The organism is Bartonella sp. EBT8, from assembly GCF_055796165.1.
In genome coordinates, this window is record NZ_JBTTDJ010000002.1 from 1 (window position 1) to 16,710 (window position 16,710).

Below are 16,710 nucleotides of genomic sequence, written 5' to 3' on the forward strand. Positions count from 1 at the left end.
ACTTACGGTATTATGATATACCAGGATCTTTAAGTGTTTCATTTGGTACAGGTTTATGGCGTAGTCAATCTGCTTTTGCTTTTGGTGCTGGTTATACCTCTGAAGATGGGAACATTCGTTCTAATGTATCAGTCACAAGTGCTGGAGGTCACTGGGGTGTAGGTGCAGGGATTACTCTGAGACTTAGATGATGATGAAAAAAACTGATAGTATGATAAAAAAACCAAATATTTTTATAATTATTCTGTTTGTCCTTGCCTTAATCGGCAAGGGCGAAAGTTTTGCTAATGAGAAGGATAATGTTTATACGGTGCATCCACCGCAGTTATCTATTCCTAAAGGAGAACCTGGTGAAACACGTCGAATTATTATGCAATTTGATTATTGGACATTGATTTGCGATGAAAAACAAAAGCTTAAGCAAGGTATCTGTAATGTAACGCAAACAGTTCATGACCAAGATGATAACACTATTTTTAGTTGGTCTCTTGTTTCTACCAAAAATGGCCAAGCAGTGATGCTTTTTCGGACATTACCAAATACTGATATAAGTGTTCCTATTCGAATGTTTATGGAAGGTGTTAAAAAGCCTGTTCTTATTCGTTATACGCAATGTAATGAAACTATCTGCTTGGCACAATCGCCTATAGGACCAGTTTTTAGCAAACAAATAGAACAAAACAAAAAAGTACGTATTTCCTATAAGATTAAAGAAGGGAAAATATTTTCTTTTACTGTACCATTTAAAGGTTTGAGTGCAGCACTTTATTCTTTACAACGTTAAACTTATAAAGCAATTTTAGAAGATCTTATTTGCCTATAACTTAGATTATTGTTTTATATTTTCAGATCTAAGGAAAAAATTTAATAGTTAAATGATTTTTATAGCATAATATAGAAATGATTTGTTCAATTTAGAATGTGTTTTACGGATGTAAAATTGCAAGAGGTTATTTATTCTGTAATAGAACATTAAGAATACGAGTTAGAATTTCCTCACAGGATTTATAAAGTTAATTACATTAGCTATTAACAGTAAAAAGTTATTGAGAATAGTTAGATTAAAATAAATAGCGATAAAGAGGAATATAATTCCTTTGAACAAGAGATGGGTTAACTTTTCCTTTGTAAAAATCCCATACCGATTTTTGAGTGGTATCATTGGACATAAAGGGTTTCCAATTGAAATAATGTCGTATTTTTTGTGGTTAAAGCATAAAGGTTCAATCTTCTGCAAAACGCAATTATAATGCTATTATTTTATAAATATAAGAAAAATTATAATTTAAAAATTCTCTAAGAATATAAATTTATCTTTTTACAAGAGAGATAAACCTCGATGTGAATGATTAAAGAGAAGATGGCAATTTATAAAATGGACGAAACGTAAATAATTAATTTATCGTTTTAAGACTATAAAGAAAAATACAGATTTGTGGAAACAACCAAAAATTATTCAGAAAGTTGAGTGATGTTAGCATAGAAAATCCTAATGAGAGAAAAAGTAACGAATGTTTTCTTGATATTTGTAATTTAATGCCGCATTGTTACTTTAGCTTTAGTAATGAGCAGAGAGAGTTCTTGCGTTTATTTATTGGGGAAAACGCTCAAGGGATAAGGAAAAATGCCCCCGTTAGATTATGGTTCAAAAGAGTCAAAGCAAGGAAAAGCGTATGATGTCAGAGGAGAGCAATTGTATGATCACTATGCTAGCAATCGAAATAATCATTCTGCATCGTTAAAGACAGAGGAATGCTCTCTTTCTGTTGATATAAAGCAAAAACAGCGAAGAAGATATCGCAAACAGAATTTTATGCACTCCGATACAGCTTTTGAATTTAATGGTCGAGCAACCGCAGGTATTGAAAAAACAAAAGGCTCAAAAACGCCTTTTTTCCCAAAGTTTTCTCAATTAAAATCTCCACCTCTTTATGCGGCACTTGATTTGGGAACGAATAACTGTCGTCTTCTTATCGCATCTCCCAGTAAACCAGGACATTTCCGCGTTGTTGATGCTTTTTCACGTATTGTACGATTAGGAGAAGGTTTAGTAAATACTGGTTTTCTTAATACACGAGCAATGGATCGTGCAATTGAAGCCTTAAAGATTTGTCATTTCAAGTTAAAACAGAGGCGTATTAAGCGTTATCGTTTAGTTGCAACAGAAGCTTGCCGTTTGGCAAAAAATGGTAGATATTTTATTCAACGCGTTTTGGATGAGACTGGTCTTGAATTGGAAATTGTTGATCGGGAAACAGAAGCGCGCTTTGCTGTTTCAGGGTGTGGTACGCTTGTTGAACCGAACACTGATGCAATTGTGCTTTTTGATATTGGGGGAGGATCATCAGAAATTGTGCTCCTTGATGTTTCCAAAAAGCGTTCTTTACGTTTAACCGAACAGATTGCGGCATGGACTTCGCTTCCTGTTGGTGTTGTCACGCTTGCTGAGCGCTTTGGAGGAAATGATGTTAGTTTAGATGATTTTGAAAATATGAAAAATTATGTACGAAATTTGTTAAATAATTTTTCAGGACGTCACCAATTGGGGACTTTAGCTCAAGGATCGAAGTTTCATCTTTTGGGAACTTCTGGAACGATTACGACTTTAGCAGGAATGCACCTTAATTTAGAGCGTTATGACCGCAGACAAGTTGATGGTATTTGGATGAATGATGCAGACATTACACTTATGACAAAACGTGTATTGTCATGGGATATAAAAAAACGTGCAACTAATCCTTGCATTGGACGAGAAAAAGCAGATTTAATTTTAGCTGGTTGCGCGATTTTAGATGTTATTCGAGAAATTTGGCCCAGTCAACGATTAAGAGTTGCTGATCGTGGTTTAAGAGAAGGAATTTTGATAGAGTTGATGTTACGCGATGGTGTATGGCATTGCAATGGAAAGCGGAAAAGCGTCAAACGTTAGCAGTTATCGAAAGACGGAGACAATGAATAACAATGAAAAAAAAGATAAAAATACCAGCAGGTGGATACGGTGGTTCAGGATCACATGAATTATATCAGCGTGTAAAGAAAAAAGCAGGAACCATTAAAGCGTCATCACGACGATGGTTAGAGAGGCATCTGAATGACCCTTATGTCCATCAGTCGAAGGTGGATGGTTATCGTTCGCGTGCGGCTTATAAATTAATTGAAATTAATGAACGCTATAAGTTTCTCAAAAAAGGTCAAAAGATTATTGATTTAGGTACGGCGCCGGGAGGATGGTGTCAGGTTGCTGTACGGATAGTGGGTTCCAGTGATCAAAAACCTAATGTGGTTGGCATTGATTATTTGCATGTTGATCCATTACCTGGAGTGGTGATGTTGCAAATGGATTTTTTGCATGCAGATGCACCACAGAAATTAATTGATGCCTTAGGGACAAAGCCGGATGTAGTGCTTTCTGATATGGCAGCACCAACAACGGGCCATCGTCAGACGGATCATTTAAGGACGATCCATTTATGTGAAGTTGCCGCTAATTTTGCTCTTTCAGTTCTCAAACCTGGAGGACATTTTTTAGCAAAAGCTTTTCAGGGGGGGGCAGAGAACACTCTTCTCACGACCTTGAAGCAGAATTTTAAAACAGTTCATCATGTTAAACCGCCTGCAAGCCGATCAGAGTCAGTAGAGCTTTATCTTTTAGCCCTAGGTTCTAAAGGTAAGACAGAAATACAACAATAGTATCTTTTCTTCAGAAGATTTAAGGATATTTACAGATTTAATGTAAGAATTTTTACAAACGACTGTTGGTGATATCGTTGATAGTTTTTCTTTCGTCAATAATGAAAAACTGGTAAAACCGATGCATTGCCTATAGAGGTAGAGGGATTGATTCCTCAGAGAGTATTTTCAATGAAATTTCTTGATCAAGCTAAAGTCTATATTCGTTCAGGTAATGGAGGGGCAGGGGCAGTATCATTTCGCCGTGAAAAATTTATTGAATTTGGTGGTCCTGATGGAGGCAATGGGGGACGCGGTGGGGATGTTTGGGCTGTTGTTGTTGATGGACTCAATACGTTGATTGATTATCGCTATCAGCAGCATTTTAGGGCAAAAACAGGAGGACATGGTAAGGGACGTAACATGACGGGTGAAAAAGGCGATGATATCATCCTTAGAGTACCGGTTGGAACACAAATTTTTGAAGAAGATAATAAAACGTTAATCTGTGATTTAACAGAAGTGGGACAACGTTACCGTCTTGCAAAAGGAGGAAACGGTGGTTTTGGGAATCTTCATTTTACGACGTCTACGAATCGGGCACCTCGTCGCGCCAATCCGGGTTTGGTTGGAGAAGAGCGCACACTGTGGCTTCGTTTGAAGTTAATTGCTGATGGTGGACTTATTGGTTTACCGAACGCTGGGAAGTCAACTTTTTTAGCATCAGTAACAGCTGCAAAACCAAAAGTTGCAGATTATCCTTTTACTACTCTCCATCCTCATCTTGGTGTGGCACGGGTTGATGCTCGTGAATTTGTTTTGGCTGATATTCCCGGTTTAATTGAAGGAGCACATGAAGGCGTAGGGATTGGGGATCGTTTTTTAGGGCATGTAGAACGCTGTGGTGTTTTACTCCATTTGATTTCTGCTCAAGAAGAAGATGTAGCAAAAGCATACCAGATTGTGCGTAATGAACTAGAAGCATATGGAAATAACTTGAGTAATAAGACTGAAATTATAGCTTTAAGTCAGATAGATACTCTCACTCTTGAGGGGCGTAAAGCCAAACAAGAGATTTTACAAAAAGTAACGGGTAAATCTGTGATGATGTTTTCTGCGGTGAGTCGTGAAGGTCTAGAAAATGTGCTCCGTGCAGTTGCTCATATTATTGAAATGGCACGCAAAGAAGATGATGATGGAGAGCAGTAGGATTGATTAAGATGGCAGTTGGATTACAAAAACTTGCACACTATAAACGCATTGTGATCAAAATTGGATCTGCTCTTTTGGTTGATCCTCAAACAGGTTTACGGGCCGAATGGCTCAACAGTTTGATAAGTGATGTTGCTAAATTACGTCAAAAAGGTGTTGAGATTTTATTGGTATCCTCAGGTGCTATTGCTTTAGGAAGAACATTGCTTCAGCTTCCTAAAGGAGCTTTGAAATTAGAAGAGAGTCAGGCGTGTGCTGCTCTGGGACAAATTGAATTATCTAAAACTTATGGTGATGCGCTTGCTCAATACGGATTAAAAACAGGTCAAATTTTACTCACTCTTTTTGATACGGAAGAGCGACGGCGTTATCTCAATGCACGTGCTACAATTAATGTGCTTTTGCGTTTTGGTGCTGTACCTGTTATTAATGAGAATGATACTGTTGCAACAAGTGAAATTCGCTATGGTGATAATGATCGTTTAGCGGCACGCGTAGCAACAATGATGGGTTCGGATCTTTTGATCCTTTTATCAGATATTGATGGCCTTTATACGAAATCTCCTCATCGTGATCCCACAGCTGAATTTATTCCTTTTATTCCATCAATTACGAGTGATATCGAAAAAATGGCAGATGTAGCTGCTTCAGAGCTTTCTCGTGGAGGAATGAAGACCAAGTTAGATGCTGGAAAAATAGCAAATTCCGCTGGAACAGCGATGGTTATTACTTCAGGCAAGCGTATGAATCCTCTTGCGGCCCTTGACAGAGGGGAGCGCAACAGTTTTTTTGCTGCGGGTGAAAAACCTGTTAATGCTTGGAAAACTTGGATTTCTGGTCATTTAGATCCATCAGGTATTTTGACGATTGATCAGGGAGCGGTTAAGGCTCTTGAAGCTGGAAAATCGTTATTAGCTGCAGGAGTGATTGCTGTTGAGGGAAAATTCAATCGTGGCGATACGATTGCGATTGTTGATACAAATGGTGTTGAGATTGCTCGTGGACTTGTAAGTTATGGCAAAGATGAAGTTGTACGCATTATGGGATGTAAAAGCGAGGAAATTGAATCTATCCTTGGATATGATGCGCGCTCTGCTATGGTCCATCGTAATGATATGGTTTTACGCTGCTTGACCGAGTCTGTTTAAAAAAGTTATCTTGTTTATTGTTTTGGCAGAGTGGATGATATTATGTCTTTAAAAGAACAGATGAAGGACATGGGGCGAAAAGCGCGCCATGCTGCTACGGCATTGGCTATTATGTCTTCTGAACAAAAGAATAAGGCATTAGAAATGATAGCTTTAAGTTTAGAAGATCAATCAGCTGAAATTTTACGAGCTAATTGTCAGGATTTAGAAAATGCTGCTCAGAATAATTTGAAGGCAGCAATGGTTGATAGGCTCAAATTAGATGCATTGCGTTTGGATGCAATCGTAGCGAGCGTGCGCCAAATAGCTTCTTTGCCTGATCCAGTTGGGCAAGTGATGAGTGAATGGACACGTCCAAATGGACTTCATATTAGCCGTGTCCGTACATCTCTTGGTGTAATTGGCATCATTTATGAAAGTCGACCAAATGTTACAATTGATGCAAGCGCTTTATGTTTGAAGGCTGGAAGTGCTGCAATTTTACGTGGTGGTTCGGATAGTTTTCATTCTTCTCACGCACTTCATTCAGCGTTGGTAAGAGGATTGGAGGAAGCTGGTTTTCCTAAACATGCTATTCAAATGGTTGGAACGACAGATCGTAATGCTGTTGGAGAAATGCTCAAAGGATTGGATGGTATGATTGATGTTATTATACCTCGTGGTGGCAAAAGCCTTGTTGCACGTGTTCAGTCTGATGCACGTGTTCCAACTTTTGCCCATTTGGAGGGGCTTTGTCATATCTATATTGATCAATCAGCAGATTTAGATATGGCGCGTAAGATTGTTGTCAATGCAAAATTGCGGCGAACCGGCATATGCGGTGCTGTTGAAACCGTTCTCATTGATCGCCAAGCACTAAAAAAATTTCTTCCTGTTCTAACTGCTTTACAAGAAAAGGGGTGCGAAATTCGTGCAACAGAGGATATTGTTTCTCTTATACCAGATGTTAAATTAGCCTCTGAAGAAGATTGGTCGCATGAATATCTGGATGCAATTCTTTCTGTCAAAACAGTTGAAGGTATTGAAGGAGCCATTACGCACATTCAACGTTATTCATCGGGACATACAGAATCGATTATTGCTGAGGATATGAGAGTGGTAAAGATATTTTTTAATCGTTTAGATTCAGCTATTTTACTGCATAATGCATCGACACAATTTGCTGATGGAGGTGAATTTGGTTTTGGAGCGGAAATTGGTATTGCAACAGGAAAAATGCATGCGCGTGGTCCAATAGGTGTTGAACAGCTGACATCATTTCAGTATCACATTAAAGGAAATGGACAGGTTAGGCCTTGAAAAATCCATTTTTTCTTTGGAAAGATCGCATGCCATATGTTGAAAAATCCAATGTTGTGGGACTTTTTGGCGGTTCTTTTAATCCTCCGCATGCTGGACATCTTCTTGTTGCAGAAAGTGCAATTCGGCGTTTGCATCTTGATCAATTATGGTGGATGGTAACTCCAGGAAATCCCTTAAAAGATCATACACATTTACCTTCTTTAAATGAGAGAATGCGGCTAAGTATTGAACTTGTCAATCATCCGAAGATTCGCGTAACGGGTTTTGAACAGGCAATAGGAAGTAAAATATCAAGAGATACGATTTCTTATATTCTCACGCATTGCCGTGGGGTACGTTTTGTGTGGGTTATGGGTGCAGATAGTTTTGCAACGATTCACCATTGGTCTCGATGGCGTGATATTATATCGATGCTTCCTATTGCAATTATCGATCGTCCTTTTGCGCATATGTCAGCACTCTCTTCTCCTATGGCACATATTTACCGTTCTGTTCGTTTAGATGAGAGAAAAAGTATACGATTGCCTTTTATAAAACCACCGGTTTGGACTTATTTACATGGACCTTTATCTTTTCAGTCTTCAACGAATCTTCGTTTAAAGGAGAATAATTTTTCTTGAACATTTTATAAGATTCTGCTTCTGTTTCTTCTCTGTTTTAAATGATAAGAAAGGATATAGATCTGGAAAACATTTCACAAAAATACTCTTTCAGTATTGAAACTACGACAGAAAAGAGAATCTTTTCTGCCGGTGAGGCTCTGAAAATTATTCTCAAGAGTTTAGAGGATATAAAAGCAGAAGATATTGTCTCCATTGATATTCAGGGTAAATCATCTTTGGCTGATTACATGGTGATAGCATCAGCACATTCACAACGCCATGTTACTGCTATTGCTGATCATTTATTACGCACTTGGAAAGAGAGTGGGTACGGTCTTGCAAGAGTAGAAGGGCTTGCGGCGGGCGATTGGATCTTGATTGATACAGGTGATATTATTGTTCATCTTTTTCGCTCAGAAATTCGTCTCTTTTATAATTTAGAAAAAATGTGGCTTGCTCCGGATTTAAACAATACAAAATCGGTTCTCTTTGGAGATCATTAGCATGCAAATTTCTATTTTTGCTGTTGGTCGTATGAAGATGGGTGCAGAGCACAAATTGGTTCACCATTATTTAGATCGTTTTTCTAAAAGTTCTGGAGCTGTGGGATTTCATTTAAAAAAATTGCAGGAGATATCAGAAAGTCGTGCTCAGACAGCATGTCAACGTATGGAAGAAGAGGGAAGAAAACTTATCGAGTTTTTGCCTGAAAAGTCTCGATTAATCGTGTTGGATGAGCGTGGAAAATCAATTTCATCATCTGCTTTTTCTGAAAAGTTGGGTTTTTATCGTGATGAAGGTGTCCGTGATTTGATAATTGCTTTAGGGGGACCTGATGGGCATGGTGAACAGATAAGAAGCCGTGCTGATTTTCTTTTGTCTTTTGGTTTTATGACATGGCCGCATCAAATTGCGCGCATACTCCTTGCAGAACAGCTTTATCGCGCTGTAACAATTTCTAGTAACCATCCCTATCATCGTGTTTAATATTTTTGCACAATTTTTAGCACTTAATTGTGTATTTATTAATATTGTTTTAGTTGACGTCATTTAAAGCATATTAATTTATGCGATGATGCTTAATGGTTGGGCAAATGAAAGAAAGTCTTCATAGAAAAATGCAACATTTATATGAAGAATTTATGATATTTTTCGTGTTTTTTTTGAGTATGGGGTTTTGTTTTTCTGTATCGCATGCTGAAGATACAGTGAGGAGTGTAGAAGAAGCACATAAAGCGTTAGCAGAGATTCACAAAAATATTTCACTCTCACGTGAGCGGGTTTCTTTTCTTAAGCATCAAGTTGAAGGTTTAAAAAAAGATCAGCGTGCTTTAAGCGATGCTCTCATAAAGGCTGCTAAAGCAGAACGTGCAGTAGCGAATGATATTGTTGAAAGAGAAGAAAAACTAAAAAAAATGATAGAAAAGCGGGTACAAGTTCAACAAAATTTAAAAAATCGGCGGACTGAATTTGCTGAAGTTCTTGCCATTTTAGAACGCATGGGATTAAATCCTCCTCCTGCGCTTATGCTACGGCCTGAAGATGTATTAACGTCTGTCCGTAGTTCTGTTTTATTAGGAGCTGTCGTACCTCAAATGCAAGAGAAAACACGAGCTTTAACAGAAAGTCTGAAGGCGTTGACCAATTTAACCAATTCAATTACCATGGAATATACAGCGCTAAAGGCTAAAATGCAAAATCAAGCAGAACAGCGAAAGCATTTAGAGCTTTTATTAGGTAAAAAAGCTGAATTACAACAAAGATCAGAGAAAGAGCTTATTGAGCAGCAACAAAGAAACATTGTTCTTGCTAAAAAAGCGCAATCTTTGGAGGAATTGATTTTAGAACTTGATCGTCAATCAAAACTGAGCTCTGATGTATCGACACAGGTACGGAAAAATTTACAATTATTAGAACAGTCGAATTTTGAAAGCCAAAAAGGTTCTTTACTTTTACCTGTTTTAGGAAAAAGAGTGGAGCGTGTGCGTAATAGTTCGCAGATGATGCGCTTTGGTGAAATGATTGAAACAGAAGAATCGGCTGTTGTTATATCCCCTTCTGATGCTCTTGTTGCTTTTGCGGGGCCATTTCGTTCTTATGGACAGTTAGTTATTCTCAATGTTGGAAATGGTTATCATATCATTCTTATTGGAATGTCAAAAATCAACGTAAGTCAGGGACAGTTTGTTCTGGCAGGTGAACCTCTTGGAACGATGGGGATGCAATTTGTTGCGAACAGTGTTGCATTGGATATAGGAAAAACTGCTCCAATGCTTTACATTGAGTTTAGAAAGCAAGGAAAGCCTGTGAATCCATCTCCTTGGTGGCGGACTGAAAAAACGAGAAGGAACCAAAATGATTCGTAAAGTTATTCTTTTGGTCGCTGGGGTATTGCTCGGCGCCAGTTCAATGATAATGGTGCAGTCTGTTGCTGCCAATAATGAAAGTGATGTGTATAAAGAGCTGGCTCTATTTGGCGATATTTTGGAACGAGTGCGTATGCAATACGTGACGGTTCCAGATGATAAAAAGCTTATTGAAAATGCTGTCAATGGAATGCTCACATCGCTTGATCCCCATTCATCTTATATGAATGCGCAAGAAGCTAAGGAGATGCGGGATTCTACGAAGGGAGAGTTTGGAGGTCTTGGTATTGAAGTTACCATGGAGAAAGGTTTAATTAAAGTGGTCTCCCCAATGGATGATACACCTGCTGCAAAAGCAGGTATTTTAGCAGGGGATCTTATTTCAAAAATTGATGGTGTAGAGACGAATGGTCAAACATTGAATGAAGCTGTTAGTAAGATGCGAGGAGTTCCTGGAACACCAATAATGTTGACAATTATGCGTTCAGGTGTTGATAAGCCACTCGAAATTAAAGTTGTTCGCGATATCATCAAAGTAAAGGCAGTGAAATATCGCGTTGAAGGTGATATTGGATATTTAAGAATTATTCAGTTTTCTGAGCAGACTTTTAGCAATCTTCAGGCTGCAATTAAAGATATTCAGTCTAAAATTCCTCAAGATAAGTTGAAGGGGTATGTTCTTGATTTACGGCTTAATCCTGGTGGTCTTTTAGATCAAGCTGTGAGTGTTTCGAGTGCATTTCTCAATAAAGGTGAAATTGTATCGACTCGTGGGCGTAAGAAGAGTGATGTAACAAGATTTGATGCTAAACCAGGAGATCTCATCAATGGAAAACCTCTCATTGTGCTCATTAATGGTGGTTCAGCAAGTGCTTCTGAAATTGTTGCTGGCGCATTACAAGATCATCGTCGTGCTACGATTTTAGGGACACAATCTTTTGGTAAGGGATCTGTTCAAACGATTATTCCCTTAGGTGAGAATGGTGCTTTACGCTTAACTACCGCGCTTTATTACACGCCATCGGGCACTTCAATTCAAGGGACAGGAATTACACCTGATATTCTTGTAGAACAACCACTTCCTGAAAAATATAAAGGCTATGATGTAAAGATCGGTGAATCTACATTAAAAGGGCATATTAAAGGGAAGCAAGAAAGCAATAAAGGGTCTGGTTCAGCTGCTTTTGTTCCACAAGATCCTAAGGATGATATTCAATTGCGTGAGGCTTATAAGTTATTACGGGGTGAAATGGTGCATGCAGCATTTCCACCAGATCCCAATAAGGATATTTTAAAATAAGAAAGGGCTTGCGCAGTTAAAGGATCATCGAATGGGTAATGCAGAGGTTAATTTGAAAGCCCTTCCTTATCGGAAATGTGTTGGAATTGTTGTCTTTAATCATACACGTAAAGTGTGGGTTGGGCGCCGTGTAATGACGTGTGCTCCTTCCGATACTGAGATGTCTCATCGTTGGCAGCTTCCTCAAGGGGGGATAGATGAGAATGAAGAGCCATTAGAGGCAGCATGTCGTGAACTGTACGAAGAAACAGGCATTCGATCTGTAAAGTTGATTAAGGAAGCAAAGGATTGGTTCACTTATGACTTTCCACAAGAACTTGTTGGGAGTAAATTAAGCAATAAATATCGAGGACAAATACAAAAATGGTTTGCTTTTCAATTTACGGGAGATCTTTCTGAAATCGCGATTAATCCCCCGCCGGATGGTAATAAACCAGAATTTGACCAGTGGAAATGGATTGACTTGGAAATTCTTCCTTCAATTGTTATTTCTTTTAAAAAGCATGTCTATAGAAAAGTTGTTAATGAATTTCGAGGTAGCCTTAGGCAATTATAAAAGCTATATAATGACAGAAAGCTCTTTTTTTGATTAAGATGCTTTTATATTATGTATAATTATAAAAGATAATAAGCGTGTTTCTCTTTTATGTAAAGAACTGGAATATAAAATGAAAAAGTTATTTAATTTACTTATAGCCTTTACTCTCTTGACTATTTCGTCTGTAGCGTTTGCATCAGATTCAAAACCAGCAGCAGCGACATTGCCAAATGGAGCTTCTTCTTTGGCTGAAACTTACGGCTTGTGGACTATTAATTGTGGTATGCAAGAGGGAAAAAAAGTTTGTTTTATGCACCGTCAAGAAGTGAATGATCAGGGGCGTGTTGTTGTGGCCATGAATGTTATTCTCAATGCTGATGGTGTGGTATCTGGTAATCTAACAGTTCCTTTTGGCATTTTGGTCTCTAAGCCTGTTCGTTTACAAGTTGATGAGGGAAAGGCTGCTATCGAAACCGGCATTCGGACGTGTGTACCAGCAGGTTGCATTGTTCCAATAGTGTTTGATAAAAATCATGTGGCAGCTTTACGTGCTGGAAAGAATTTGAAATTGGCTATGACAATTGCTGCTCCAGGTGAACCACCTTTGAATGATTTATTCGTTCAGTTAAATGGTTTTAGCAATGCCCTTAATCGCTTGATTGCTTTGCAGAAATAATCTTAAAAATAACAAAAGCGGCCTTTAAAGGCCGTTTTTGTTTAAGTGTTTTTTGTAACATCCTTAAGATTGAAACAACGAGATTATTCTATAAGGGATTTTCAAATTTTTTTTAAGGTTCTCAAATTACGCACTGTTGTTTCTGTTTTGTTCAGCTGTTTTTGTTTTTCATATTTGTTTATGAGATTTATCATCCTATTATAGTATAGAAAAGATAAAGAATTTGGATGTTTGGTTTTTTTATTTATGGAAAAAGACATTGGCGTACAATGCTCTTGTTCCATAAACGAGTTATTTTAATGAAAGCTCTCTACACTCTTTTGTTTCTTTGATTAAAAGAGGAATAAACATGGTTTATGCATTGCTTCAAGTAATAGATCTTATTTTCAGTATTTATATAGATATTTTAATCGCAAGTGTCATTTTTTCTTGGCTTTATATATTTAATATTATAAATGCACGCAATCGCTTTGTTGTTTTGATAGGAAGCTTTTTGCATCGGTTGACAGAGCCAATTTTAAGTCGCATTCGGCGGATTTTACCAAATTTTGGAACAATTGATATTTCGCCTCTTGTAGTTTTTATAATTATTCATTTTATTCGTACTTTTATGTGGCGTGCTTATGCAGGCATGTATCTATAAAAATACTCCATGAGATGCATGAAGATGTTTTATCAAGGTGATGATAATCGCGGTTTTAGTTTATTTGTGCATCTCACTCCAAAAGCTTCCATTGATCGAATAATGGGGATCGAATGCAGGGATGATGGAAAGCAATATTTAGTTATACGCCTTCGTGCTGTTCCTGAAGCTGGAAAGGCAAATAAGGCTCTCATTCAATTTTTATCGAAGCAATGGAAAGTACCATCTTCCTGTATTTCTTTGAAAAGCGGTGCAACATCTCGCTACAAGCAGCTTTATTTTTCAACACACTTGGAAAAGCTAAAGCAGATATGGCAATCTTTAGAAGATGATATCTCAAAGTAATAAAGCCTATTCAAAAAACAGGCTTTATTTTTTGCGATGATTATATTTTTTTATTGCTTATTGCGCTCAATGGCTTGTTTAATCAGTTCATGTGCAAAATTTTTATCCCGCCAACCTTCAATTTTAGCCCATTTCCCAGGCTCAAGATCTTTGTAATGCTCAAAGAAGTGTTCAATTTGTTTTAGGGTAATTTCAGGAAGATCTGTATAATTATGAATATTGATATAACGTTTTGTTAATTCTGGAGTAGGAATAGCAATAATTTTTTCATCTTTACCACCATCATCTTCCATCATGAGAGCACCGATAGGGCGAACATTAATAACACAACCAGGAATTAGTGGACGGGTATTACAGATAAGAACATCAATAGGATCACCATCATCTGAAAGTGTATGTGGGACAAAGCCGTAATTTCCTGGATAAACCATTGATGTATGGAGAAAACGATCAACAAATAAGGCTTCCGATTTTTTGTCCATCTCATATTTTATTGGTTGACCACCAAGAGAGACTTCTACAATAACATTGATATCTTCAGGTGGATTTTTACCCACGGGGATTTCTTTAATATTCATGGAAACATCCTTTCTGGAATGATGAAGCTAAATACAATAAATATTTGATTGAAAAAGCCATAAAGTTAGCTTGAAATTGATGCGCGTGTTTTTTCAAAACGTTTGCGTTCATTGGGATCTAAATAGAGTTTGCGTAGACGAATATTTTTAGGAGTTACTTCTACCAATTCATCATCTTGTATCCAAGCTAGAGCACGTTCTAATGTCATTTTAATTGGAGGGGTTAATTTTACGGCTTCATCTTTTCCAGAAGCACGCATATTGGTTAACTTTTTTCCTTTTAAAACATTCACTTCTAAATCGTTATCACGTGAGTGTATACCAATAATCATACCTTGATAGACTTTAACACCGGCATCGATCACCATAGGTCCACGATCTTCAAGATTAAAAAGAGCATAAGCGACAGATTCACCGTTATCATTTGAAATCATAACACCATTAACGCGACCACCAATGTCTCCTTTATAAGGCTCATAGGCATGGAAAAGGCGATTCATAATGGCTGTACCACGTGTATCAGTTAAAAGCTCTGATTGGTAACCAATGAGGCCTCGCGTTGGTGCATAAAAGACAAGACGGACACGATTTCCTCCAGAAGGGCGCAATTCAACCATTTCACCTTTACGTTCGGACATTTTTTGAACAACAGTTCCGGAATATTCTTCATCAACATCGATAACAACTTCTTCGATTGGCTCAAGAGTTGCTCCGTTTTCATCTTTTTGCATAACAACGCGTGGTCGTGAAACACTAAGCTCAAACCCTTCACGGCGCATATTTTCAATGAGAACTGCAAGTTGCAATTCCCCTCGTCCTGAGACATAGAAAGAATCTTTATCAGCTGATTCTTCAATTTTAAGGGCTACATTCCCTTCTGCTTCTTTTAACAAACGATCACGGATGACACGGCTTGTTACTTTATCGCCTTCAGTTCCAGCAAGGGGACTATCATTGACGAGAAAGCTCATCGTAACAGTAGGAGGATCAATGGGTTGGGCGGTGAGAGGTTCATTGATCGTGGGATCACAGAAAGTATCAGCAACAGTCCCTTTTTGTAGACCAGCAATTGCTACAATATCACCAGCAACACTTTCTTCAATAGGTTGTCGTTCTAGTCCACGAAATGCCAAAATTTTTGAAATACGTCCAGTTTCTAAAAGTTTTCCATCTTGCCCAAGAACTTTGACACTTTGATTGGGTTTTATCGAGCCCGAATGAATGCGTCCTGTAATAATTCGCCCAAGAAATGGATCTACTTCAAGAATAGTTCCGATCATACGGAATGGTCCCTCCGCTACATTAGGAGAAGGAACATGGCGAGTTACAAGATCAAATAAAGGGCTCAATCCTTGATCTTTCGGTCCTTCAGGAGATTCAGCCATCCATCCATCACGACCTGATCCATAAAGAATAGGGAAATCAAGTTGTTCATCGGTTGCATCAAGAGCAGCAAAAAGATCAAAAACCTCATTGATAACTTCATCGGCTCGTGCATCAGCTCGATCAATTTTATTGATAGCAACAATTGGACGTAAACCTACTTTTAATGCTTTTCCAACGACAAATTTTGTTTGTGGCATTGGGCCTTCAGCAGCATCAACAAGCACGATTGCTCCGTCGACCATGTTCAAAATACGTTCAACTTCTCCACCAAAGTCAGCGTGACCTGGTGTATCAACAATGTTAATTCTGGTATCTTTCCAAACGACGGACGTTACTTTTGCTAGAATTGTAATTCCACGTTCTTTTTCAATATCGTTTGAATCCATCATACGTTCGCTGGTACGCTGGTTATCACGAAAGTTTCCTGATTGTTTGAGAAGCTCGTCTACAAGTGTTGTTTTGCCATGGTCAACATGGGCAATGATGGCGATATTACGCAATTGCATAAATTTTCTTCTTTTCGTTTAATGAGATTTCATTTGAAGCAACGCCTTTGCGCTCCTTACCTTACTATTACAGAGCCTTTTACATGTTTTTTTATAATTTTGGAAGAGGGATAAGAAAAACAATTCAATCACTTACTGTTTCTTAGCAGCAAGAAATTTATTTGTTATTGATTTTATTATATTTTTTGCAGTAACATTCCTGCTTTTGGAACCTTTTTAATCGATTCAAGTGTAGGTTTTTACGATTTTCACTTTTGTATAAAAGGTTTTTTACGTCCTTTTATTAAAACATTACGTTAATATATATTCGATTTTTTCTAAAATTTCTCTCTTGAAGGGTCGTTGAATATTTTGTGTTTATTCATAATAAAAGCATTTTAAACAGTGAATTATGGCAATCTTAAAAGAACTTATTTAAAATGCATAATGCTATTTTATA

18 protein-coding genes are annotated in these 16,710 nt (G+C 37.7%); 16 read left to right on the top strand and 2 right to left on the bottom strand.

Translation table 11 applies throughout. From position 1 onward, the window contains the following. From AC0QT4_RS01865 to AC0QT4_RS01940, 16 genes are all read left to right on the top strand, one after another. A partial coding sequence (locus AC0QT4_RS01865; RefSeq protein WP_473200036.1) for a YadA-like family protein occupies positions 1-191 on the top strand: 191 nt, incomplete at its 5' end. A 2-nt stretch (positions 192-193) separates the two neighbouring features. Then, entirely contained in the window at positions 194-784 is a 591-nt protein-coding gene (locus AC0QT4_RS01870; protein ID WP_473200226.1) for an invasion associated locus B family protein, read from the top strand. An 840-nt stretch (positions 785-1,624) separates the two neighbouring features. Then, a complete protein-coding gene (locus tag AC0QT4_RS01875; RefSeq protein WP_473200037.1) occupies positions 1,625-2,929 on the top strand; it encodes a Ppx/GppA phosphatase family protein in 1,305 nt (434 codons plus the stop codon). Positions 2,930-2,961: 32 nt separating this feature from the next. Then, the gene (locus AC0QT4_RS01880; protein ID WP_473200038.1) at positions 2,962-3,690 is read left to right on the top strand and encodes an RlmE family RNA methyltransferase; all 729 of its coding nucleotides are present in this window, start codon (positions 2,962-2,964) and stop codon (positions 3,688-3,690) included. 171 nt (positions 3,691-3,861) lie between these two features. After that, positions 3,862-4,878, top strand: a complete 1,017-nt coding sequence (gene obgE / locus AC0QT4_RS01885; protein WP_473200039.1) for a GTPase ObgE — start codon at positions 3,862-3,864, stop codon at positions 4,876-4,878. 11 nt (positions 4,879-4,889) lie between these two features. Next, a complete protein-coding gene (gene proB, locus AC0QT4_RS01890; protein WP_473200040.1) occupies positions 4,890-6,029 on the top strand; it encodes a glutamate 5-kinase in 1,140 nt (379 codons plus the stop codon). A 42-nt stretch (positions 6,030-6,071) separates the two neighbouring features. Next, complete coding sequence (locus AC0QT4_RS01895) at positions 6,072-7,328, top strand: glutamate-5-semialdehyde dehydrogenase (RefSeq protein WP_473200041.1); 1,257 nt, start codon at positions 6,072-6,074, stop codon at positions 7,326-7,328. A 29-nt stretch (positions 7,329-7,357) separates the two neighbouring features. Further along, a complete protein-coding gene (locus tag AC0QT4_RS01900) occupies positions 7,358-7,951 on the top strand; it encodes a nicotinate-nucleotide adenylyltransferase (RefSeq protein ID WP_473200042.1) in 594 nt (197 codons plus the stop codon). Positions 7,952-7,992: 41 nt separating this feature from the next. After that, entirely contained in the window at positions 7,993-8,436 is a 444-nt protein-coding gene (rsfS, locus tag AC0QT4_RS01905; protein ID WP_473200043.1) for a ribosome silencing factor, read from the top strand. A 1-nt stretch (position 8,437) separates the two neighbouring features. Further along, positions 8,438-8,920 (top strand): 23S rRNA (pseudouridine(1915)-N(3))-methyltransferase RlmH, encoded by a 483-nt coding sequence (gene rlmH, locus AC0QT4_RS01910; protein ID WP_473200044.1) that lies wholly within the window; start codon positions 8,438-8,440, stop codon positions 8,918-8,920. Positions 8,921-9,015: 95 nt separating this feature from the next. Next, positions 9,016-10,299, top strand: a complete 1,284-nt coding sequence (locus AC0QT4_RS01915; RefSeq protein WP_473200045.1) for a murein hydrolase activator EnvC family protein — start codon at positions 9,016-9,018, stop codon at positions 10,297-10,299. Then, on the top strand, positions 10,289-11,599 hold the full coding sequence (locus AC0QT4_RS01920; RefSeq protein WP_473200046.1) for a S41 family peptidase: 1,311 nt from the start codon (positions 10,289-10,291) through the stop codon (positions 11,597-11,599). The genes AC0QT4_RS01915 and AC0QT4_RS01920 overlap by 11 nt, the downstream gene beginning before the upstream one ends. A gap of 31 nt (positions 11,600-11,630) precedes the next feature. Beyond that, on the top strand, positions 11,631-12,155 hold the full coding sequence (locus AC0QT4_RS01925) for an RNA pyrophosphohydrolase (protein WP_473200047.1): 525 nt from the start codon (positions 11,631-11,633) through the stop codon (positions 12,153-12,155). Positions 12,156-12,267: 112 nt separating this feature from the next. Further along, a complete protein-coding gene (locus tag AC0QT4_RS01930; protein ID WP_473200048.1) occupies positions 12,268-12,813 on the top strand; it encodes an invasion associated locus B family protein in 546 nt (181 codons plus the stop codon). Between the two features lie 349 nt (positions 12,814-13,162). Then, on the top strand, positions 13,163-13,456 hold the full coding sequence (locus AC0QT4_RS01935; RefSeq protein ID WP_473200049.1) for a YggT family protein: 294 nt from the start codon (positions 13,163-13,165) through the stop codon (positions 13,454-13,456). A gap of 24 nt (positions 13,457-13,480) precedes the next feature. Next, complete coding sequence (locus tag AC0QT4_RS01940; protein ID WP_473200227.1) at positions 13,481-13,801, top strand: DUF167 domain-containing protein; 321 nt, start codon at positions 13,481-13,483, stop codon at positions 13,799-13,801. A 50-nt stretch (positions 13,802-13,851) separates the two neighbouring features. Here AC0QT4_RS01940 and ppa read toward each other — a convergent pair whose 3' ends face one another. Both ppa and typA read right to left on the bottom strand, forming a co-directional pair. After that, positions 13,852-14,379, bottom strand: a complete 528-nt coding sequence (ppa, locus tag AC0QT4_RS01945) for an inorganic diphosphatase (RefSeq protein WP_473200050.1) — start codon at positions 14,377-14,379, stop codon at positions 13,852-13,854. Positions 14,380-14,444: 65 nt separating this feature from the next. Then, positions 14,445-16,271 carry a translational GTPase TypA gene (gene typA / locus AC0QT4_RS01950; RefSeq protein ID WP_473200051.1) on the bottom strand — a complete coding sequence of 609 codons (1,827 nt, stop codon included), beginning with the start codon at positions 16,269-16,271 and terminating at the stop codon, positions 14,445-14,447. Positions 16,272-16,710: the final 439 nt, after the last annotated feature.